Origin of the sequence: Psychrobacter sp. Arc9 (assembly GCF_041431295.1) — a bacterium.
In the GTDB taxonomy this organism is placed as follows: Bacteria; Pseudomonadota; Gammaproteobacteria; order Pseudomonadales; family Moraxellaceae; genus Psychrobacter.
In genome coordinates this window covers 87,942-111,126 of the sequence record NZ_JASMRK010000008.1, presented here as the reverse complement: position 1 = coordinate 111,126, position 23,185 = coordinate 87,942, and the positions used below count along the sequence as shown (strand labels likewise).

Below are 23,185 nucleotides of genomic sequence, written 5' to 3'. Positions count from 1 at the left end.
CTTATAAATAAAAAGGTGGGTTACGCAGTCGTAATCCACCTTTTTTATTTACTATTTCTGACGATTGAATATGTATGCTAATTTGACCTATCTGCACAATTTCTATTCATGCACCCAAATACCAGCCTCACCGACAAAGTAAGTATGAGTATCTGCTACCTCAATGTTATATACCGTCATAGTAAGAGAACCTTCGCCCTCTTCCCAATCTATAGTATCAGGATCTTTCCATTCGCCTTGGCGGAAGCCAAAGAACTCAGCATGTTCACGTTCGTCTTCAGGTGTTTGTTCTAATAGGCGTTGCTCCCACTCCTCATCATGCTCATATAACTTGTCTGTCACTGCTTGATAAGTGACGCTATTCTGAAGCTCCTCGCCTGTTGTTAAATCAATTAGACTGCCATATTGAGCAGGAACGTCTTCATCGAATTTTGGTACGAAACCAATATTGGATCTATCCGTTCTATAAATTTGTCTTAATGATGTAGTGTCATAGGGATTATTGCCAGACTCAGCCGAATATTTAATCAAGTCTTTGTTAATTAAAATATCTTGAGATTTTACCTCCTTCGCTTGAGTCCACTTTGAGCCTTCAGTCCATAGCGGGTGGTTTTTTGTTATCAATAATCGAGTTGAGGGTTGATCATCGACTAACCTCTGAAGTTCAATTTGTTCCTTCATTGGTAATGAAGAATCAATTGCAATCGATAATTCTAACAAATTCACCAACACGCTTTGAGTAACCATAGTATTCGTTACTGCTTTATAAACTAGCTCACCTAAGCCATCAGCTGCCTTAGACAACACTTTATCGCCAATTTTTAGTTGTTCTATTGGTACTAAACCTTTTTCAGTATGTACTAATGTGCCACCAACGAAGCCTGACGTATTCATAATCACATTATCCATATGTGTGTCTTAGTTCTCATTTATAGCAACTCTGATAATAAATCAGTCACAGTCTCTAAGCCGCCACCTGCTAATAAAAATAGCAACCCTGCCATATTCACAACGACGGTCAAATAATAAGTCACTCGAAACTCAGACTTTTGTGATTTGTGACGTAAATACGTTTGGGCGAGCAATGCTCCTACCCAACCGCCAAGCGCGCTTAGTATATGTAATGTAGACTCAGGCGTACGCCAGTCGCCACTTTGCGCAGCAGCTTTGTCTTTGGCATACATACCATAAGTAATAATCCCTAGCACGACGTACCAGCCGAACACTAGCCAGCTCAATTTATCTGTCGCTGCTAATAAAGCTAAAACACCATAAAAAGCCAGTCCAAGGAACGAGCGTTTCTTTTGGCCCGCTTCAAACTCTGCCTGATGGCTCCGTTTCTGATTGCGCTGACGGATCTGCTGATTTTTTTGTGCCATTTTTTGCTGCACAAACCCAAGCTCTTGTACTTGCGTGGCTCGCTTGCGTCCCTCCGCATCCTGTCCAATGCTAAAGACCACTACCTCACCGATATCAGGACGGCGCTTAGCCTTAAACTCACTCACATGAAAGAAAACAGACTCGCCTGCTTCAGTTTCAATAAAGCCAAACCCTTTATCGTCCTGCCATTTTTTGACAGTGCCTTGTTGTTTATTCACTACCGACACCTCATATCTTTTAGAATTGCCAATTATAGTACACCATCTGCGTTACATTATTGACGCTTACATCTGGTCTTAGATGGCTTATTATTTCTTACACTATAATACTGCAATTAAAAACACTTTAATCAAACTCATTATTTTCTATTCTAGCAACCGATGGCTTTTTATTATGACTCAATCTCAATTTATTAACCCAAACGAAGACACTCGTATCGCTCATGGTAGCCTTGTGAAGTTGCACTTTGAAGTTTCACTAGAGAACGGCACCATCATCGACTCAACCTTTAATCGTGATGCACCTGTGTCTTTGACCATTGGTGATGAGAGCTTGTTACCTGGTTTTGAGCAAGTACTGATGAATCTACGCGCCGGTGATACCCGTACCGCACACCTTGAGCCAGAGCAAGCTTTTGGTGAGTGGAATCCTGAAAACATCCAACATTTTAGCCGTACTCAGTTTGCGCTAGTCGCTGACAATCCAGAAATCGGCATGATGGTTGAGTTCGAAGATAAAGGTAAAAACACGCTGCCCGGTACGATTAGCGCCATCGATGAAGACCAAGTCGAAGTAGACTTTAACCACCCATTGGCAGGACAAGACGTATTATTCAAAGTGAAAATCTTTAAAGTCACACCACCCGGTGTCACTGGTATCAAATTGATGTAAACATCAATAAATACAACTCATCTAAAAATAAATATTGATAAAAAACAGTTAAAAGGGAGACTTATATGCAGTATCAAACGTTACCGCAACTCGATGAAAAAGTATCTAAAATCTGTCTAGGCACGATGACATGGGGACAGCAAAATACAGAAGTTCAAGCACATGAGCAAATGGACATGGCACTCAGTGAAGGTGTGAACTTTTGGGATACTGCCGAGATGTACCCGTCACCGCCAGATAAAGACAAACAAGGTGATACCGAGCGCTTTATGGGCACTTGGTTTAACAAGACCAAACAGCGTGACAAAGTCATTCTCGCTAGTAAAATATCGCCAATGAACTTTTTGCGTGATGGACAAACGCGCTTTAACGCCGAGCATATTAGTAGCGCTATCGATGGTAATTTGGAACGTCTACAAACAGACTATATCGATATCTATCAGCTGCATTGGCCAGAGCGTCAGGCGAATTTTTTTGGTCAGCGCGGCTATGATGAAGAGATGGCAGCACAGTCATTAGACGATTTAACCCCGTTTTTAGAGACCATTCAGGCCTTAAATGATGAGATCAAAAAAGGTCGTATTCGTGCTTATGGTTTATCGAATGATACCGCGTGGGGACTCATGCGTTATCTATGGGAAGCAGATAAAAACGGCCTAATTCCACCACTTACCGTGCAAAACCCATATAGCCTATTGAACCGTTTATACGAAGTCGGTATGGCTGAGATTGCCCATCGTGAAAACGTTGGTCTACTGGCGTATTCTCCGCTTGGTTTTGGTGTATTGTCTGGTAAATATCTTGATGGTAAACGTCCAACTGGTGCGCGTCTGACTATGTATGATCGTTTCGGTCGTTATGTGAATGAGCAAGCCAAATCAGCCACTGAGCAATATGCCAAGATAGCTGCTGATGCAGGTCTGGACATGGCGCAGATGTCATTGGCTTTTGTAAACTCTCGTCACTTTGTCACCAGCAACATCATTGGAGCGACGACGACCGAGCAACTCAAATCAAACATCGATAGTGTCAATGTGGAGCTAACAGCAGATGTATTAGAAGCGATTGAAGCGGTGCATACACAGCAACCTAATCCATCACCATAGTTGGTATTTTATAGAGACTGGATGTTAATAGAGCCTGCTGGATAAATAATATTAAGTTCGCTCTATTAAATCTCCTATAAGAAAGGGCGCAAATCGTTTCGATTTGCGCCCTTTTATTAACTGGCTGAGATTAGCTGCACTAGTTCAACTCTAACTAGCTCAACTCTAAGTAATCAGTCTTCAACTGGTGCGCTAAGGACTCTTGAGTGCAGCTCAGCCAACCCTTCATTCATGCGTGCTTGCAATAAATTGGTCAGCTCGCTTTTGTTACGACCCTCTGGATCTATAGGCGCGAGTGGCAATACATAAGCGGTCACGTTTTTGCTATCGAGCACTTTTTTCATACTTTCTTTCATCGTCAGCTTACCATAGTATGGCAATGCGTCGCTTAGTGTGCCGTCTTTATTGACATAAGCGATGATGATCGGTCTGATAGGCACATCAGCATCTATCGCTGACTGGAGCAATGTCCCATGAATACGCTTGATTTTTTTGCCACTGGTGGTGGTCGCCTCAGGGAAGAAAATAATCGAAAAACCTTTGGCTAAAAAGTCAGCAATCTGTACCGATACTGAGCTTGCATCACCGGAGCCACGCTCGATGAAAAGCGTCCCTGCGGCATGGGCAAGTTTGCCAAACACAGGCCATTCACCGATTTCAGCCTTAGATAAAAAGAACGCTGGGCTCACAGTACCAACGACAGGAATATCCATCCATGACACGTGATTCGATACCCATAAGCCATGGAACTGCTCTACAGGTTCCACTTCTACCACTTTTACCCCAAAAGAGCCTGCCATCTTGCGGCAGAATGTCTGGATATAGCGTGGTAGGGTTTCGCGTGGTGGCTGCTTAAAGGCACCGATACGCTTCGCCGCGCGTATGCCGCCGACCATAGTCGTGGTCATACCAGCAACCTGTCTACCTCGGCTCAACTGTCGTCTGAGTGAAAAGCTTGATTTAGCTTGGCTCATCTTCGCCCTCATGATTAAATAACGGGTGTTTAATAGTCAAAAAACGAGCCCAGTATAACAAAGTTCGCACACTCAGTGATAGCTTGTTCACTCAGTGAGTGCCGACTTTTATACAAACGGGTAATAAAGCAGATTTATAAAAAATTATCCGCAGCAAACGCTGTAACATAAAACCATCGCTAATTATGCTAATACGCTTTAATATCAAGTGATAAGACCATATATAGATAATCATATGAACGCTACGTCAAAGCTTATTGAGCTGATTATAGCGAGACATTTACTTTATTAAATAGGTGATACTCTTTGGATTATTTTGAAAGACATGAAGGTGGCGAACGCGCCATTTTAGTACATTTAGACATCCGCCAAATTCAAGATCCTGATGATCTTAGTGAATTTGAGCTGTTGGCTGATTCAGCAGGAGCCGATCGTTTGGCATTAGTTACTGGATCACGCTCGCGCCCTGACGCCAAATACTTCGTTGGTAGCGGAAAAGCAGAAGAAATCGCAGAACTAGTGCGCGAACACGAAGCAGATATCGTACTGTTTAACCACAGCCTGTCGCCATCACAAGAGCGTAATATCGAAGCGCTAGTGAAGTGCCGCGTGTTGGATCGTACTGGTTTAATTTTGGATATTTTTGCGCAGCGTGCCCGTACCTACGAAGGTAAGCTGCAAGTAGAGCTGGCTCAGCTTAACCATCTATCAACACGTCTGGTACGTGGTTGGACGCATTTGGAACGTCAAAAAGGTGGTATTGGTCTGCGTGGACCTGGTGAGACCCAGCTTGAGACCGATCGTCGTCTACTACAGACGCGAGTCAATCAGCTAAAGAGCAAACTAGAAAAAGTCCGTCAGACCCGTGCGCAAGGTCGTGCCCGTCGCCAAAAATCAGACGTACCGACCATCTCACTGGTCGGCTATACCAATGCGGGCAAATCTACTTTGTTCAACCGTTTGGTCGATGAAAACATCTACGCTGCTGACAAACTATTTGCGACGCTAGACCCTACTCTACGCCGTCTGGACTGGCAGGGAGTTGGTCGTGTCGTCTTGGTCGATACGGTTGGTTTTGTCCGTCATCTGCCGCATGAGCTGGTTGAGTCTTTTCATGCAACCCTAGAAGAAACGCTAGAAGCAGATTTGTTATTGCACGTCATTGACTCCTCTAGCGAAGACATGCACGAGCAGATTCAGGCGGTCAAAGAGGTATTGGCAGAAATCGATAACGATGTACCTGTGCTCAATGTCTACAACAAGATTGATTTGACTGATGAGCCTGCACATATCGGCTATGCTAGCGAAGGTCAGCCAAACCGCGTCTATGTTTCTTCTAGACAGAATCTCGGTATGGAAGAGCTAACGCTTGCCGTACAGCAACTGTTGACAGGTAAACTGACGACGTTTGATTTGACCTTGCCGTATGATGCTGGACAGTTCAAAAACACTCTATATGAATTAGGTGTTATTGAAGAAGAAAGCTATGACGATACGGGTCGTGAATGTCTGACGATTCGTTTGCCAAGTGACCGTCTAAGACAGCTACTGGGTCAAGCTAACTTGAAACCTATCGATGTGTTGCCGCTTGCACAAGCAACACTACTGATGCCGGTACTCGAAGAGTTTGAAAAAGTTGATGACGTTGAAGAGCCGACTATGACAGAGGCTGAGGAAAAAGCATTTGATGAGTTTGATGCATTACACTCAGAAAAAGCTGATTCAGAAAAATAATGATCATTTCTGCAAAATAAGAACTATTGTTAAAGTGAGTCATTTGCGACAGTAGTTGAATGAACGTTTGATTCATACTGTTAGCCCACAGACCCTTATATAGTACGTTAAAATAGAATAGACGATATCCATTGATATCGTCTATTTTTTTTAGATATGACCAGTCACGGTGCATAGGCTTTATTAGTTGCCCCACTCTCTATATAATCGCCTGTTATACATTCAACAAATATTGATAGATAGCGCTAATCTCTCGAAAGTGAATCATTGCTACCATCAGTATGCATAGCATCATTTTTTACGTTGTGTTCTTGGTGTGATCACATACTTTGTTTGGTACACCATCCATTTATATCTGACTTGGCCAGAATTGCTTATGAAGTCTGCTCACTCTCCCCATCTCCCACTATGGCTTGCGTTAATTCTAACGTTGACCATGGTTATCGTTGTCCGAGAAACAGCGGTTGTTCTCTGTCAAATGGCAGGCATCGAAAAAGCGGCCAATATTGTCGGTTTGGTTGCGATGTTTGTTATTTTGATGGCGTGGCGATTGCTCAAGGGATTACCGATCTGGCTCACACAGGCCAGTAATACTTTACTAGTCGATAGTGGGTTTGCCTTCTTACCCGTTTCTGCTGGTGCAGGCTTGTTGCTATTTGCTCTAGGAGATGAGCTATTGGGTGTGATGATAACGATGATCGTTAGTACGCTCATACCGCTGTGGGGACTAGCATTATTGGCCAATCGTTGGCTCAATCACGCTGCAAACACTGATAGTACGACTACCACTGAGCAAAAGGGACAGCCGTGAGCTGCGGAGAAATATTATGACTTTTGACAGCGTGTTTATGGCAACCCTAGCCGCAATATTATTGACATTAGCAGCACACGTAATTGCACGTGTATTGGCACGTAAATTATCATGGCTACCGATGGTCATTACCGCACTTGTCCTAGTACTTGTTTTCCTATTTTTACTGCAGTGGGATTACAACAACTATTACAGCGCGGCAAAACCTGTATTTGATCATCTGTTGGGATATGTGACAGTACTCTTGGCTGTGCCATTGGCGGCGATGAATTTTAAAGGCTTACCAGTCAAAAAACTCACTCTAATTGTCGCTATTGCTAGTGTCGTTGGCGCATTATTGCCTATGTCACTGGCCTATTTATTTTCGCTCAGTCATGAGACCCTATTGGCTTTCGCTACCCGTTCTGTTACGACGCCTATTGGCTTGAGTGTCGCAGATTTAATCAAAGCACCACTGGCAATGGCTAACCTAATTATCATCGTCTCAGGTCTGATAGGTGGTACGGTCGCTCGCTTTTTGTTCCGCGGTATCAATGACGACCGTGCTAAAGGTCTAGCACTGGGGTTAGCGGCTCACGCGTTTGGTACAGTAGAAGCTTGGCAAATCAGTCATACAGCAGGACGTTATGCTGCATTTGGTTTGGCAGTGAACGGGTTGGTTACCGCGGTTTGGGTGCCTATTTTTATCAGTGCTATCGGTATCTAGTCATCACTGAAAGCCTACCTAAACTACTCTTATATTTTTAAAAACCTAACCATTAATAGGCTTATCTACTGTTAATGTCAGATTGAAAATCACCTCGATTATTCAAATGTCATTATTATTTCTTAAAACATTGAGACACTTTATTTGTCTAAATTTATCAACTCAAAAAACCTACTACAAATGGCTCATTAAATCACTTAGAAAAGTTAGCATATTGATTTATCTAAGGTTATTTAATAATAAAAATCTGATTTTACAACTTAGTTTGTCAATCTGATGCGTCAAAAAGTTATTATATGTTATAGTAAGCAACTATTATTTTTTGTATCTATTGCAAGTGGTTCCTTATTGAAAGTAATAATTGCTCAGCTGCTGCTCTCACAGTGGGCTAAATAATTCTGCAAAATCAGTAACCGCTTAAGCGCCTAAATCAACGCATATGTAGGCAAAATAATTTGCTGTTATTCGATAAAAAGTGATTTTACTATGATAAATACGGCTACTTTGATGACTCGCTGCTTATCTCCCCTTTTACTAAGTGCCATTGCTCTTTCGACCTTTTCTGTCGCTGCCAATGCAGGCAACATGTATATCTACAAAGACAAAGGTGGACAAGTGCTGTTGACCAACGTCAATCCTAGTGGAAATTTTGATAAGTTCACGAAAAAAGTAAAAGTAACTTATTATAAAGACTCTAAGATGTATGACGGAAGCAGCGATAGCTATGGTAGCAGTGCCGCTAGCAACAGTGGAAGTCGCAACTCTTACGACAGCTACATTCGTGCGTCCGCTGAGCGCAACGGTGTGGACCCTGCCCTAATGAAAGCGATGATGCATACTGAATCAGCTTTCAATCCAAATGCACGTTCACCAGTAGGCGCACAAGGTCTGATGCAGTTGATGCCAGCAACTGCGCGCCGCTTCAATGTGAGCAACCCTTGGAACCCTGCAGATAATATCGAAGGATCAGCCAAATATATCGCGTGGCTCATGCGCCGCTTCAATAACAATGTCGAACATGCTGTCGCAGGCTACAATGCGGGCGAAGGCAATGTCGATAAATATGGTGGCATCCCTCCATTCAAAGAAACACGTAACTATGTTCAAAGAGTAATGAGCCGTTATCATAGCTTGTATAAGAACGATGCAGGGCTTTTTGGTGCAAGTATCAGTGCTAACAATCAAACCAGTAGCACCAGTACCAATAATGGCTTACAAAATGTCAGTTATGGCACTAGCAGCAATGTGAATAGTGCCAGCTATGCCAACTCAGCCTATGCTGCTTTACGCTAAGCCAGTTATCTAAAAGTCAGACATAAAAAAGCCCATTAACGAATTAATGGGCTTTTTTATGTCTGGATGCTTTATATCGTGATGCTTTATATCTTGATGCATTAAGAGTAATAAAGCCAAACTGTGAGCTACAATCAAGGACTCACAGCCTGATCCAACACTATTTGGTACTTACTTGTTAGCAGCCTGAGTTGCAGCAACTTCAGCAGCGAAGTCTTCTTGCTTCTTCTCGATGCCTTCACCAACTTCTAGACGTTTGAAGCCAAGTACTTTTACGCCTTCAGCTTTTAGGACTTCACCAACTTTTTTGTCGTTGTCCATAACGTATGGCTGACGTAGTAAAGTTACTTCGTCTAGGTACTTACGTAGGCCACCTTCGATCATTTTTTCAACGATGTTGTCAGGCTTGCCAGACTCACGAGCTTTTGCTTCGATAATGTCTTTTTCGCGTGCCAATACATCAGCAGCAACATCTTCGTCATCTACAGCAACAGGGTTGAATGCAGCGATATGCATAGCAAGGTTTTTACCAGTGTCAGCGTCGCCACCTTCAAAAGATACAACTACACCGATACGTAGACCATGACGGTATGCAGCAATGTTAGCACCTTCAAGGGTTTCAACACGGCGAATCTGGATGTTTTCACCGATTTTCTGTACTAGAGATACACGTGCTTCTTCAACAGTCTGACCTTCGCCATAAGACAATTCAGAGATAGCAGCAACGTCAGTTACGTTGTTTTCTAGTGCAAGGTTAGCAACTTTTTCTGCAAATGCAGTGAAGCTGTCATCTTTTGCAACGAAATCAGTCTGGCAGTTAACTTCTAACAAGAATGCTTTGTTCTCGCCTTGAGCGATGATGATAGCGCCGTCAGCTGCGATGTTACCCGCTTTTTTAGCTGCTTTAGCTTGACCAGATTTACGTAGGTTATCAATGGCAACTTCAACATCACCGTTTGATTCTTCTAACGCTTTTTTACATTCCATCATGCCAAGACCAGTACGGTCACGCAATTCTTTTACCATTTTGGCAGATACTTTTACTTCTGTCATAAGAGTCACCTTAGTATAGTTATGTATAGGAGTGCTGTATTTCTAAATGCTGTATTTCTATTCGATATCTTCGTATTACTTAAAATCTAGCAGACAGCTCGTTTTGAACGATTACTAATATAGCCATCAATGATGTCAAATAAATAACATCTCTACAATATAGCGATATGACCAGTAGGAGCGATAATACTCGCCCAATAGCTACTCGCTTATACGCATGGCATTATTAATAAGGCTTTATTCAATAACAAGGCATGACGAGTAAAACTACATCATGCCTATTATGAGCTTATACGCTGTTCAAAACATTATATGGATGCTGATAGATACACTATCAAGACATCCTTACAAAGTTAAACTTTTTAAGTCAGCTACTTATTCTGCTGGAGTTGCAGCAGCTTCTTCTGCAGCTGGCGCTTCTTCAGTTGCAGCAGGTGCTTGCTCAGCTTTACCACCAGCTTGAGTTTGTGCGTATTCTTTACCAGCGATGATAGCATCAGCCATAGAAGTTACGTACAAAGTCACAGCACGGATAGCATCATCGTTAGCTGGGATGATGTAGTCAACGTTGTCTGGGCTAGAGTTAGTATCAACGATACCGATAACTGGGATACCCAAGTTCTTGGCTTCTTTAATAGCGATAGCTTCGTGATCTACGTCTACTACGAAGATAGCGTCAGGTAGGCCGCCCATGTCTTTGATACCACCTAGTGAACGCTCAAGTTTTTCCATATCGCGAGTACGCTCTAGCGCTTCACGCTTAGTTAGCTTAGCGAAAGTACCGTCTTCTGCTTGCTTTTCTAGCTCTTTTAGACGGTTGATTGACTGGCGTAGAGTTTTCCAGTTAGTCAACATACCACCTAACCAGCGATGGTCAACGTATGGCATGCCAGCGCGAGCTGCTTGCTCACGTACGATACCGCTTGCAGCGCGTTTAGTACCAACAAATAATACTTTGTTTTTCTTAGCAGCTAGGCCGTTTACGTAAGTCAACGCTTCGTTGAACGCTTTTACGGTGTGCTCTAAGTTGATGATATGGATTTTGTTACGTGCGCCAAAGATGTATGGACCCATTTTTGGGTTCCAAAAACGTGTTTGGTGACCAAAGTGAGCGCCTGCTTGTAGTAAGTCGCGCATTTCGATTTTGGTTGGATTCTTTGTAGCCATGAGAATATATCCTATTGGTTGGGTTATGCCTCCACATCACAAAAACAGCCTATTTAGCGACACGCATCTGCTACCAGTTAGTTTTCATTAGTAATGCACTAACAGATCACAAATTAATCAAGTCGCCAAACACCCAGCAATTTTTTGCCATGATGTGTGTGTCATTGGTTGGTTTAAAAAAGAAGCTATCGCTAGATTGAAGCAAATGCCCAAATCTAAACTATAAAGTGAATTATAAAAAATAGCTGCGCTGTATTTTATCACATAACGTCTTAGAATCTCCAGCAGTTTATTCGTAGCGTATCAATAAGATAAAAACAAACTATGGCGATAATAAAACAAAAAAAGCGACACATTTGCATCGCTTTTTTCATGATTGTCTTTTTAACAGCTATTTTTCAAGCAGGGTTACCGCCGTCACTCTTTTATAGTTATCACTCGTTTACAGAGTGATTGACTATAACTTATGCAATGCAAATACCAATGACCGCCTTGTAACCACGCCACGTAAATGGTGTGATGTAGCTTTGACGGTCTTTAGGTAAATAAGACACGCTTGGCGCACTCTCTACAATGTGCGGCGGAGAGATAATAAACTCTGAACCAAACTCTGTACGAGCGTTACCTGAGATTGTATTGGCCATTTCACCCAACAAATCTTTCATCATCGTGATTGAAGAGTCAGGCTCGCCCATCACTTTGATGACTTCTCGCAACATCACGCTTGGTGCACTGACATAGACGCAGCCTTCCAAAGGCCCTGATATCTTAATGACACCGCTATAATCAAAGCCAATCGCGCTTTTGTTGTTGTTCAAGTAAGGGGTATCAATTGACACTTCCGAGCCATCGATTTGCGCAAAAAACGCATTGATCGAGCTTAGAAACACACCCAATTTTTCTACTTTAACCATAATATATTAATATCCATCTGTATTACGTAGCAGCATTAGTCTTGCAAGCAAACCACAATCTCGCCTACTTGAGAATGCCAAGTGATGGGGATGATAAAAGAACGCTCATCGTTCGGCAATACAATACTTTGCGGCGCACCTTTGAACACAAATGGTACAGAGATATGAAACTCTGAGCCAAACTCTTTGCGTGCATTGCCTGCGATGGTATTGGCCACTTCCCCAGCCAGATCTACATAGTTCTCTTCACTTTTATCGGTTTCGCCCATGCTGTCTAATATTGAAGACAGCAAGTCACGCGTCGCCGAAAAATACACCACGCCTTTTTGGCCACCAGATATACCAATCACGCCCGTATAATCGTGGACTTTTGGCTGTTTGTTTTCTAGTAAGTAAGGAGTATCAGCAATAAGCTCTTCTCCACCAAACTGGTCAAAATAATTACTAATAATACTTAAAAAAATCTGTAGCTTTTGCTCTTTCATAATGACATCTGCTTTGGTCGATGAATGGTATTAGTCTTGTATCAGCTCATACAAAGACTCTACAAGCTTCTCTTCCGAAAAAGGCTTGCACAAAAATCCGCTAGCACCTAACGACAGTGCTTCAATGCCGGTGGCTTTATCCGATAACGCTGATACCACTAAAATGCGTACTTCAGGATAAATCGCGATGATTTTTTCAATACACTCTAGCCCATCCATTTGTGGCATGGTTAGGTCCATAGTGATCACATCAGGACGATGGACATTGAACTTTTCGATGGCTTGAACACCGCTGGTCGCTGTCGCAACCAACATGAACTTTCCTGAATCGTATGCGCGCTGAATACGGTTTCTAATAATATTTGAATCATCAACAATCATTAACTTATGCATAACTTATCTACTACCTTTAATGAAATGCTTGTCGTCCCTGACAATATAATTACTATTTTGATTAAGCTTTAGGTAAAGTAATGACAAACCGCGTCATCTGACCCAGCTCGCTATTTACGTTAAGTTTGCCATCATACTCTTTTACTTTTGCTTTAATGATATCAAGTCCAACACCGCGACCACCATCTTCATCTGCGTGCTCTTTGGTAGAGAATCCAGAAGAGAACAGCTGTTTGAGCAAGTCACCTTTGCTAAGCTGATTTGCCTCTTCCGTACCGAAACGACCTTCTTCAATCAGCTTATTACGGATGCTGTCGTAGTTGATGCCTTGTCCGTCGTCTTGCACAACCAACATAAAGTTTGAACCGTTGTCCTGTACTTCCAAATCAATGGTCCCAATGTCAGTTTTGCCAGTAGCATGACGCACACTTGGCGACTCGATACCATGGACTACCGCATTACGCAGCAACTGAATACTGATTTCTTTGATTGGCTTTGCAAGATGCGCCGGAATGCTGGTTTGGGTCAGCGTCGTACTTTTTAGCTGTACTCGCTTGCCTTGTCTGGCAGCAATCTCTTTTGTAAACTCATTGTAAAAAGACAATAAATCGTCATCTGCTTCATTGTCTAAGTCGATATCTAGCCCACCATCGAAGTCAGCATTGCTAGCTGCATGGTCTGCTACTGGACTTTGAGTAGCGACTGGTGCTTGTACGGTTGACGACTTAGCTGCTGTCGGTGCTGAGCGGTTGATACGCTCACCCAATGTCGCAATTGTATTCGATAAGCTAAGCAAATCATCCAAATGTACCGCCAATGGTAAGAAGTCATTACCAGACAACTGACCTTGGTTTTGCAATGCATGCAACTTGTCTTCAGCATCAGAAGCAATCTTCGTAAAGCTGTGTAGTTTTAGTGCTGATGCTTCACCTTTTAAGCTATGCATTTCACGATAAATAGCTTTTAATTTACCTTCAAGCTCATATTGTGAGCTACCAGGATTTTTTAAGATATTATTCATCTTCTCGATATGTGCTTGGGTATTACCAATAAACTCATTAATAATCTTTGGATTCACATTCAAGATAGTCGTTAACATCTCAATCTGCATATCGTTTTGCGAACGCTCTTTTTCTAGGCGCTGTTCTAAGTAGACTGCATCTGATACATCGTTCACGTTGACCAAGATACGGGCAATGTCTTTATTGTCATAAACACGTGAGAATTTAAAATCCAAGAAGCGATTATCAAGACTCTTGTCGTCAGATAAGTTATGCAGCATGACCTTGTTTAACGGGTTAAGTGAATCTACCAGCTTTTCTTTAACGCGAGGGTTATAGAGCTGTTCAATGAATTGCTGGGTGGTCTTGAGGTCTTTATCAGAGATACGGCCACGCAAAACATTGGTAAAGTTTTCCCCTGCCAAGCTATCAGAACCGATGATATTGTTCAGCGCTCGAGAATGCTGTTGACCAATATTCAAGTCTTTATCCAGTAGGAAAAGACCTGTATTTACCGTTTCCATAATCTCTTGCGTTTCTTGGCGAGCGGCAAGTGCTTCAGCATCCGTCTCACGTAGACGACGTACAAAGAAGAATACGAAGATTAGGAAGTAGGTAAAGATAGCGGCAACACCAAGCACCTGAATAAGACGAATGGTAGTTGCTTGACGTTGTGCACTATCGAACACGTCTTTTGTCAAATTATCCAAAGAATCGTTAATAAACAAACTTGATGTTTTCGCCTGTTCAACGGCCTGCGTCAATTCATCAGCAGACGTTACCATGATATTATCAGCATCTTTTAGATATGTTTGAATCTTAGGCTCTAGCGCTTTCCATTGCTCATTGGCCGCAGCAATATTGGTTTGTGCTTGACTATCAATTTTTGGCAAGTCATAGCTATTACCTTCTGCATCTGTGATTGTACTGCCTTGCTCAATAGCAGCAATCGAGCTAGTGATTAGCGCAGTATTTTGTTCTAAACGGCTTAGCACTCGTTGTATGTGTGGAGAGTTAGTATCCTCACCATAACTACTGTCTAAATCGAAAAGATCTTTAATTACTGCCTGTGCACTGTTTGCCACTTGGTTAGTTTGGTCAATTAAAGCCGTGTTTCGTTCTAATAAGTTTGAGGTATAAAACGTGAACGCTAGCAAAGCACCGATTAGAGATAAAAATAGTGCAATTGAAATAATCAGACCTTGATAGCGCTTATTGTCGACATTAGGTACGGTTGCCATCTTCAGAATTCCTTAGTTCAATTGCTTAGTATTGGTGTCAGAGTCGCTCTTTTCAGCAGGGTCAGCTTCACCCAACCAGCGCGCCTCAATTTCTTTAAATGTCCCTTTTTCTTTTAGTTTGGCAATACCTTCATTAACCGTTTTGATAAGCTGAGTATTTTCTTTTGCCATGAGCACCACTTGTTGGGCTGAAGGTGCATCTGCAGCTTCATAGGGTACAATTTTCACTTTATGCTCAGGATAGCCTTTGACGATATATTGCAAGACTGGCATATCGTACAAGAAGACATCCGTATTACCTTGAACCAAATCCTGATACGCCAAAAATGCTGTAGATCTCGAAATTAGCTCCACTGAACTACCCATCTCTTTTAGTGTGTCTTCTTCTTTAGAGCCTTCTAACGTACCTGCTTTTAGACCTTTTATATCGTTTAAGCCTTTTATATCGAACTTACCTTCCAAATACATGATAGTAGCTGGGTTGAAAAAGTATGGTGTTGATAGACCATATCTCACTGCCCGATCGTCTTTGTAAGAAATACCAGAAATCGCTAGATCACGCTTTCCTGTTTCGACGCTATCGAACATGTCTTGCCAAGTTTCCTTATAAAACTCGACTTTGAACCCCTGCTCTTCACCAATAGCACGAATTGAATCAACATCAGTGCCCTGCATATTGCCATAGTCATCTTGGAACGAAAAAGGCGGCAAATCACCAGTCATGGCAACTTTCAATGTTGGCGCTGTATCAGGTAGCTTACTCACAAAGCTATCTGTATTTTCCTTTACTGGGGCGCTTGCATTTTCTTGAGTAGCAGAATTACCACAGCCAAATAGGCCCACACTCAATAAAATCGGTAACGCTCGATATAACTGCTTCATAATCTATCCTTGAAACCTAACGTTGTTTTACATTTTAATTAATTGACATTCTAGCAAGGTTAAGCAATGTCTATACATATTAACTTACAGAAAGTTACGCTAGATAGTACTTGCCTAATTTCATGATTGCAATAATTATGTTTGGTCATTATTTAGAGTTAGTTATATATAAAAAATACAGCATATAATTCGGAACAACTTATGTTTACTAAAGTCTGATAACCGTTGCTACTTAAAGTCTCTATAAGACTTGATCCTTAACTGAATAATTATTCAACACAAAAAAAGCACTTATACGCTGTGAACGTATGAGTGCTTCTCAAAATACAGTTAACTTAAAATAGAGATGCTTTTACTCTGCATCGTCCAAATTTAGATTACGATCAATCTTCCAAATCAGGAAAGAACCGAAACTCATTAGTGAGAACAGAGCAATACCGACCTTGAGGACTGGATTGACTGGAAACAGGTTCAATAATAACCCGCCAAAGATACCGACTGAAAACATTAGCGAACCTTGTAGTGCACTTGCCATACCAGCACGGCGTTTCTGAAAAGCGAGCGCAATTGCAGAAGCATTAGGCTGAGTCAGACCCAGTCCTGCGATACAAAAGAAAATACAAGCCAGCACCAGTGGCAACCAAGCATCCGTCCCTAAAAGTAAGCCAGTCACAAATAGCACGCCCGCGGAGATAACCTGCATCATTGCCCCAAATCGCAAAATACTTAGTATTCGAAAGCGGTTGGTAAGCCATTGGTTCAACTGAGTCAAACCGACAAAACCCGCCGCATTCATTCCGAACAACCAAGCGAAATGTGTCGCTGAGACGCCATAAGTATCCATGATTAGCTCTGAAGCGGAGCTGATATAGACAAACATCGCTCCCATTAACAACCCGCCACCAATTGCTGGATAGTTAAAAGTCGGGTCTTTTAATAAATCCCAATATTGACTGAGCACTTCTCTTGCAGGGCGTACGTTGCGATTTTCTTCTGTCAAAGTTTCAAAAAAGAAAAACTTAGTAAGTAGCAAGTTTAGAGCGCCAAATGCAGCTAAGAACCAAAAGATAGAGTGCCAATCAAAAAACTGTAAGAATAGCGCGCCAAGCGATGGTGCCAATATGGGTGCTAAGCCCATCACTAAAATCATGATGGAAAAAGCTTTTGCCGTTTGTTTGGCAGTGAGACGATCTCGAATCGCAGCGCGAGTAACTACTGCACCGACACATGCGCCCAATGCTTGTAAAGTACGGCCTGCAAAAAGCACGTACTCATTGTCAGTGGTCGCACAAAGGATAGAAGCGATAACGTATAACGTCATACCTATATATAAGGGTTTGACACGGCCAACACGATCACTGAAGGGTCCGTAAAATAGTTGCCCAAATACCAAACCTAAAAAGTATGCAGGGACAGAGTTGGCCATAAAGGCCGTTGAAACACCGAAATCATCGGCCATCGATGGTAGCGCTGGCAGATACATATCAATGGATAATGGGCCCACCGCAACCATCAGCCCAAGCATCATAATCCATGCAACAGGCAAATCAGCAGAGCGCACTCGTTCAGAAGCGATAGGTTTGTTTGGAAGGGAGGGTTTTGAAGCAGACATATTTAGACCGTTTTATATAGTGGCTATTATTTTTGATATTTTATTTTTCGACGTTTAATTGCTTGTACAAGTTATTAATTAGGCTCTTCTCGTTTTACTGGCTTATCCAGTAATCAAAATAGATACCTTTAACAACAATAGTGCATCTTTACCCACATCGGTGCAAGCAGACAATGCTATATCGTGCTATCTGCTTGCATTTCAATGGCTATAAGATAATGGCGAAACAACCGTTAACAATTAAAAATCGTCAAAATAATTTATCAAAATATGTCTGGTTTTCTTAGGTAGCAATTTCTTTTATTAGAATGAATCAAACGAAAATAACACTAGAAAATTTACTGATAGCAAAAATTTAGCGGAATTGACGTTTGCCAAATAAGGTGCTGGCCTGCTTTGCTTTTCTAAGAGCAAGCTTACGATTGCGACCAAGCATCATTTTAAGCTGCCATGCTTTTTCTTTATATAAAGTCTTAGCAGGTTGATCGTACATCGCATTTATCACGCGTTTGCTTGCTAGAACCGCATCAGGAGAGCGCTCTGCAAACTCGGCAGCAAGCTTTTGTGCCTGTTCAAGAGGTGCTTCACTACAATGGCTAATCAAGCCTAATTCTTTGCCTTCATTAGCATCGATGATACGAGCGCTCATGGCGAGCTCTTTTAAAGTGTCTTCTCTTAGAACTCCAAATGCCGATTGGGTCAGTCCCATATCTGGCACTAACCCCCATTTAGCTTCCATAATAGATAGTTGACAGTCAGGATGGCTGATACGTATGTCACAAGCCAACGCCAACTGCAACCCAGCGCCGATACAATACCCTTCCAATACTGCTATGACAGGTACTGGTAGATCACGCCATACCAAGCACACCCGTTGGAACGCACTTTGCCATGGCTTAATCAACTCCCAAAGCGCAAATGCTGTATTCTTTGGATGATTTAAGTCCCCTAAGTCGATCCCTGCACAAAACGTCCCCTCTGCCCCATTTAGAATGACCGCGCGTATGGTTCTGTCTTTGCTAATACGACCTGCCAGCTTAATCAGCTCATTGATTACCTGAAAACTCATGGCATTTTTTTTATGTGGACGATTTAAGGTAACCGTCAGTATGTTGTCTGTAATACTAACTTGTAAGGTCTCATACTGGTAACTTGCAATCGCGTTCATAACAATCCTTATTAATGAATAAAATAAATATGGTGCTGATATTCACAATATTAGCAGGCTTGTCTTTGTTGTACCGTAGTAATAACTGACTGCCACGATACTATAGTCAGTTTCATATACAGCACACACAGTTTGTCTAGCTGATAGCGATAAGCAAATCTAACGAGGCTACCTATCGCTCTCTGGACCTAAATGATTCTGACCTTATTACCTCATCTTCAACTTATATCATTTTCCACGTCATGTCATTTTCGCTTAAGCGATGATAATTAAGCTGCGGATAAGAAGATAAATCCACCTTTTGCAAGTTGTCTAGCGCCGTTAATAATGCCTCATAATATGGCTCAATCATTGCAAATTGCACAGGTGTCGTATGCTGTACATTCAGCAAGCACTTATCTTCCAAATCTTGGCTAGCCTGACGCAATTGTGGTACACCTGTATATCGACTCCCACCCAATATACGATGGGCAATTTGTGCCAACATATTGCGGTCATGCGCTTCCCATGCCTGAATGAGTGCCTGCTTTTCATCATTGATAGTATCGATCATCATGATAATAAGCTTGGCCGCCAATTCAGGTTTATTCGCTGAACGAGTGAGCGCATCTTGCCAATCTAAAATGTTTGAGGTATCGCTTTTGCTTATATTATTTTGGCTAAGGTCATTGTTGATTTGCTCGTGTAGAGTCGAATTAGCGTTAGTTGCACTATCATGAGAGCTTTGGTCTTGAGAGCTTCTATCTGGAGAGTTGTCGATAGATTTTGTTGTTAATTGTAGTAGTGGTGACTGACCTTGTTTTTGTAGACGTAAGCTCTCATAGCGCGGTTGAATATCACGCGCAGTATCTCGTCTATAGCCTTCACGAGGCTGACTATCGCGTAGATAGTCATCACGGATTTTTTTCAGGGATAGTGGACGGGTAATTTTCGGCTCGCTACTGACAGAAGTACTATTACGATCTACCCCGTCTCCTCTTATTATTGGATAAGTAGCGGTTAATGTATCTGAAGACATATCTGAACTGGCTTGAGTCTCTTGCCCATTTACATTGTTGGAGAGCAAGTCGTTCGATAAATCATTGTCATTGATTGAGTAACCACGCAACGAGTCAATAGCAGTTAGCTCAGCTTCTGATGAGTCGATACTCTGTACATTAGCACCTTGTACATTAGCACCTTGTAAATTATCACTCTGCAAATCAGAATGCTGTAAGCCAAAGCTTTGCAAATCTGTATCGGGCAATGCGGTCAATTGTGGTGTGGTACTCTTACGACCAAGCCATTTCTGTAGCACTTGCAATAACTGAGGTTGGCTAATCGGTTTGCCGACATAGTCATTGATACCGCTGGCTATAAGTTTGTCTCGTTCATCTGCTAACCCGTGAGCTGTCAGAGCGATAATAGGAATGCGGCTGTCCACATTTTCGATATTTCGAATCTGCTTAGCCGCCTCATGACCTGACATACGCGGCATTTGAATATCCATAAATATCAAATCAATATTATCTCTGTCTTGAGTAGCCGCCTTATCGTCAGCGCTCGTGTCCTCATGATAGAACGCGCTGTTTGTTTTCTTATTTATCTCATCACGTGTTTCTGCTTTAGAAAGTTGCGTTTTATTCGATAGGCTTTGCTTATCGCTCTTGGCAGTTTTGATGTTTTTGGTTTGCTGTTTACTGATAATCTCGATAGCATCAAACCCACTGCTCGCCGTGACTACCTGAATACCCAGCTCGCTTAATAGAGCATCAAGCACTAGTAAATTGGGCAAATGGTCATCAACTGCCAGTACCGTGACACCTTTCCAGCGTGGTTCTTGCAGGCTTTGCGGTTTACTACGGCTTTGCGTATCGAGCATCGCATATAGCTGTCTTTTGTCTAATGGCTCATACAGTATGTTGGCATGATAGCGGTTGAGTAGCGCTTGATCGGCAGCTACTTGGTAGCCAAATACAGCAAGCTTGCCTTGATAATGCAGACGAATTTGTTTGAGAAGCGCCATCATATCGTCTTGCGTGTCATCATCAACGATGACCCAATCCCAATAATTACCATGCTCTTTTAATGACTCCAGCACACCCGGTAATGAGTTGGCTTGAGTTAGCTTAATTGGCAAATACTGCAAGCTAGCCTTGAGCACTTGTATTGAAGCAGTATGATTGATCCAAACCAGTACATTAAATTCATCGGTCTCGCTTGCCAGTGGCGCTAATACTGGTAATTCAATCGTTTGACCAGTGGCTGCCTCTAGCACATCGACATGGGCCGGCATGCGAAACCAAAACGTCGCACCTTGGTTGGCAATATTTTCTTGAGCATTATCATAAAACCCAATATCACCGCCCATCAAGCGTGTTAACTGTTTGGAGATAACCAGACCCAACCCTGTACCGCCATACTGACGTGTGATTGATGGGTCACCTTGGCTAAAGCTTTGGAACAGCATTTTTTGATCTGCCAGAGAAATGCCTTTTCCGCTATCTTGCACGCTAATCATCAGATAATTATCACGGTGGTCATCTAAGCTCACACGCACCACCACATCACCACTATCCGTGAACTTAATGGCATTACCAACGATATTGGTCAGTACTTGCTTAAGACGTAACGCATCGCCATTGATACGCATCGGCACATCATTGTAAAACAGCACTGCCATGCGCAAACCCTTCTCCGCAGAAACAGGAGATAGCATATCGACCACATCATAAATAGTGTCATAGAGATCGAACTCATGACGATCCAATACCAGCTTGCCTGCCTCAATTTTAGAAAAATCTAAGACATCATTTACCAAAGCGAGCAAGTGTGCTGAGGACTTACGTATGGTCTGTACATACAAGTCCTGCTCAGGATTAAGCTCACCGTGACGTGCCAGCAAGTTAATAAAGCCATCGATACTATTCAATGGTGTACGCAGTTCATGACTGATATTGGCTAAAAATGCAGACTTGGCTTGACTGGTTGAAATTGCCGCATCGCGCGCATTTCGAATAGAAATGTTTTGCATCTCCATCTCATCAAATGCCAAACGTAAATCATCTTCCGTTTGCTCTGCATGGTCTTTGAGCTCTTGAAAGCTTCTATGTAGGCGGCGCAATGTTCTGACTAGATCTTGCTGTAATAAATTCAGCTCACCATCTGACTCAACGGGTACAGGTTGGTATAAATTATCGACATGGGTACGCTGCAACTGCAACCGCAGCTCATAAATGGGGGCAATCCAACGTTTCGAATAGATATTTAAGCTCAGTAGTAGAATCAAGATAGTAAACAAGCCAGTAATCACTAACGCCATCGCAATACGGTAGCGTGCAATATAAAGCGGCTCATTATCCATATCCACGAGCAACCACAATGTCTGCCCTTCAAACTCTCCCAATACACTGCCATACGCTGTGCCTACAGGCGTTGGGCGTTGTGATAAAAAGCTTGCGGAATCACTGATTAGCGGCCATTCTTCATTGAGACCATAGCCGACTGTTGCTAATATTTGATTTCCTTCATTAATAATGGCAATGCGCTGTACATGCTGCTCGGATTGCATACGTCCAAGCTTATCTTGGATACCCTCTAGCGTCGTCATTGCCGCTTGCTGGGTCCTCTCAGCACTACTCCCTACTTGCTGGCGCTCTTGTTCTAGCAGCTCAGGAATCAGTTCAGCTATGACTGGTGTATAACGAATAAGTACCGCTTCGGCCAATACTTCTTGCTCCGAGTCGCTTGCACGCATGGTTTCGTGAAATACCAAAATGCCGCCTACTGCTGCCAACACACAGATAGGCAAAAACACCAGTATGATCAGCTGACCATAAGCACTACTGGTATCGAAACGTTTTTTATATGCCATGCTAGGTCTACTCTCTACTAAGGTTCTTGCCGTGAATTTTCGTAATAATGTCAGTATTTGTGATACTTGCAGCGCATCATCTCAGAGCATCTGGGTAAGGCGCTATTTTTAATGAAGCCACTAATTGTTAATAAAGTAATTGGTTCTGATAAGACAATTGATATACAGCTCAAGATTATCTTAACAGGATTCTATAAGTTCTGGTTAGGCATTCCATGTGATGAATAACGTTATAATTAGAGTGCCAACCACTCTGTGTTAAAGAGAATATGGCTTTAAGCAATGGTCCTACTTTTGCAACCTTCAACGTAACATTGATATTGACCTGATACAGTGACTATTAATCCTTGATGCGATAAGCGCAGCTGAAAACAAAATGATATAATAAAGCCACTTTTTATTTACCACAATATATCGCTCATAGTCATAACATATGAGAGCGCACTCTAATGCCTTTCGTTTTTAGCTCGCTTATCACTGTAAACCTATAACCCAAGCGACTGTCTAAAATTATGATCAAA

The 23,185-nt window shown here is 42.3% G+C and carries 19 protein-coding genes; 6 read left to right on the top strand and 13 right to left on the bottom strand.

The window, feature by feature from the left end; translation table 11 throughout:
* Positions 1–102 precede the first annotated feature (102 nt).
* Both QO187_RS06500 and QO187_RS06495 read right to left on the bottom strand, forming a co-directional pair.
* On the bottom strand, positions 103–909 hold the full coding sequence (locus QO187_RS06500) for a Hint domain-containing protein (protein ID WP_227543694.1): 807 nt from the start codon (positions 907–909) through the stop codon (positions 103–105).
* Between the two features lie 20 nt (positions 910–929).
* Entirely contained in the window at positions 930–1,598 is a 669-nt protein-coding gene (locus QO187_RS06495; protein WP_228153237.1) for a DUF1294 domain-containing protein, read from the bottom strand.
* A gap of 175 nt (positions 1,599–1,773) precedes the next feature.
* Between QO187_RS06495 and QO187_RS06490 the strand changes: the two genes are divergently transcribed.
* Both QO187_RS06490 and QO187_RS06485 read left to right on the top strand, forming a co-directional pair.
* Positions 1,774–2,271, top strand: a complete 498-nt coding sequence (locus QO187_RS06490) for a peptidylprolyl isomerase (RefSeq protein WP_057758447.1) — start codon at positions 1,774–1,776, stop codon at positions 2,269–2,271.
* Positions 2,272–2,336: 65 nt separating this feature from the next.
* Positions 2,337–3,377, top strand: a complete 1,041-nt coding sequence (locus tag QO187_RS06485) for an aldo/keto reductase (protein ID WP_102094608.1) — start codon at positions 2,337–2,339, stop codon at positions 3,375–3,377.
* Between the two features lie 173 nt (positions 3,378–3,550).
* Here QO187_RS06485 and QO187_RS06480 read toward each other — a convergent pair whose 3' ends face one another.
* Positions 3,551–4,351: a 1-acyl-sn-glycerol-3-phosphate acyltransferase gene (locus tag QO187_RS06480; protein WP_102094607.1), complete on the bottom strand. Its 801-nt coding sequence runs from the start codon at positions 4,349–4,351 to the stop codon at positions 3,551–3,553.
* A 306-nt stretch (positions 4,352–4,657) separates the two neighbouring features.
* On the opposite strand from QO187_RS06480, the gene hflX reads away from it, so the two are divergent.
* The 4 genes from hflX to QO187_RS06460 all read left to right on the top strand — a co-directional run bounded on the left by hflX (position 4,658) and on the right by QO187_RS06460 (position 8,895).
* Positions 4,658–6,085, top strand: coding sequence for a ribosome rescue GTPase HflX (gene hflX / locus QO187_RS06475; RefSeq protein WP_102094606.1), 1,428 nt, complete (start codon positions 4,658–4,660; stop codon positions 6,083–6,085).
* Between the two features lie 376 nt (positions 6,086–6,461).
* Positions 6,462–6,896: a CidA/LrgA family protein gene (locus QO187_RS06470; protein ID WP_102094605.1), complete on the top strand. Its 435-nt coding sequence runs from the start codon at positions 6,462–6,464 to the stop codon at positions 6,894–6,896.
* A gap of 16 nt (positions 6,897–6,912) precedes the next feature.
* Positions 6,913–7,602, top strand: coding sequence for an LrgB family protein (locus QO187_RS06465; protein WP_102094604.1), 690 nt, complete (start codon positions 6,913–6,915; stop codon positions 7,600–7,602).
* A 486-nt stretch (positions 7,603–8,088) separates the two neighbouring features.
* Entirely contained in the window at positions 8,089–8,895 is an 807-nt protein-coding gene (locus QO187_RS06460) for a lytic transglycosylase domain-containing protein (protein WP_102094603.1), read from the top strand.
* A gap of 171 nt (positions 8,896–9,066) precedes the next feature.
* Here QO187_RS06460 and tsf read toward each other — a convergent pair whose 3' ends face one another.
* The 10 genes from tsf to QO187_RS06410 form a co-directional block, all read right to left on the bottom strand.
* Positions 9,067–9,948 (bottom strand): translation elongation factor Ts, encoded by an 882-nt coding sequence (tsf, locus tag QO187_RS06455; protein ID WP_057758434.1) that lies wholly within the window; start codon positions 9,946–9,948, stop codon positions 9,067–9,069.
* 375 nt (positions 9,949–10,323) lie between these two features.
* A complete protein-coding gene (gene rpsB, locus QO187_RS06450; RefSeq protein ID WP_057758431.1) occupies positions 10,324–11,115 on the bottom strand; it encodes a 30S ribosomal protein S2 in 792 nt (263 codons plus the stop codon).
* A gap of 464 nt (positions 11,116–11,579) precedes the next feature.
* The gene (locus QO187_RS06445) at positions 11,580–12,029 is read right to left on the bottom strand and encodes a chemotaxis protein CheX (protein ID WP_057758429.1); all 450 of its coding nucleotides are present in this window, start codon (positions 12,027–12,029) and stop codon (positions 11,580–11,582) included.
* Between the two features lie 35 nt (positions 12,030–12,064).
* Entirely contained in the window at positions 12,065–12,514 is a 450-nt protein-coding gene (locus tag QO187_RS06440; RefSeq protein ID WP_057758427.1) for a chemotaxis protein CheX, read from the bottom strand.
* A gap of 30 nt (positions 12,515–12,544) precedes the next feature.
* On the bottom strand, positions 12,545–12,907 hold the full coding sequence (locus QO187_RS06435) for a response regulator (RefSeq protein ID WP_102094602.1): 363 nt from the start codon (positions 12,905–12,907) through the stop codon (positions 12,545–12,547).
* 61 nt (positions 12,908–12,968) lie between these two features.
* Positions 12,969–15,149, bottom strand: coding sequence for an ATP-binding protein (locus QO187_RS06430; protein ID WP_102094601.1), 2,181 nt, complete (start codon positions 15,147–15,149; stop codon positions 12,969–12,971).
* Positions 15,150–15,161: 12 nt separating this feature from the next.
* Complete coding sequence (locus tag QO187_RS06425; protein WP_102094600.1) at positions 15,162–16,031, bottom strand: transporter substrate-binding domain-containing protein; 870 nt, start codon at positions 16,029–16,031, stop codon at positions 15,162–15,164.
* 352 nt (positions 16,032–16,383) lie between these two features.
* Complete coding sequence (locus tag QO187_RS06420) at positions 16,384–17,643, bottom strand: multidrug effflux MFS transporter (protein ID WP_101204230.1); 1,260 nt, start codon at positions 17,641–17,643, stop codon at positions 16,384–16,386.
* A 355-nt stretch (positions 17,644–17,998) separates the two neighbouring features.
* Positions 17,999–18,811 (bottom strand): crotonase/enoyl-CoA hydratase family protein, encoded by an 813-nt coding sequence (locus tag QO187_RS06415; RefSeq protein ID WP_102094599.1) that lies wholly within the window; start codon positions 18,809–18,811, stop codon positions 17,999–18,001.
* Positions 18,812–19,034: 223 nt separating this feature from the next.
* Positions 19,035–22,664 carry an ATP-binding protein gene (locus tag QO187_RS06410; RefSeq protein WP_102094598.1) on the bottom strand — a complete coding sequence of 1,210 codons (3,630 nt, stop codon included), beginning with the start codon at positions 22,662–22,664 and terminating at the stop codon, positions 19,035–19,037.
* Positions 22,665–23,185: the final 521 nt, after the last annotated feature.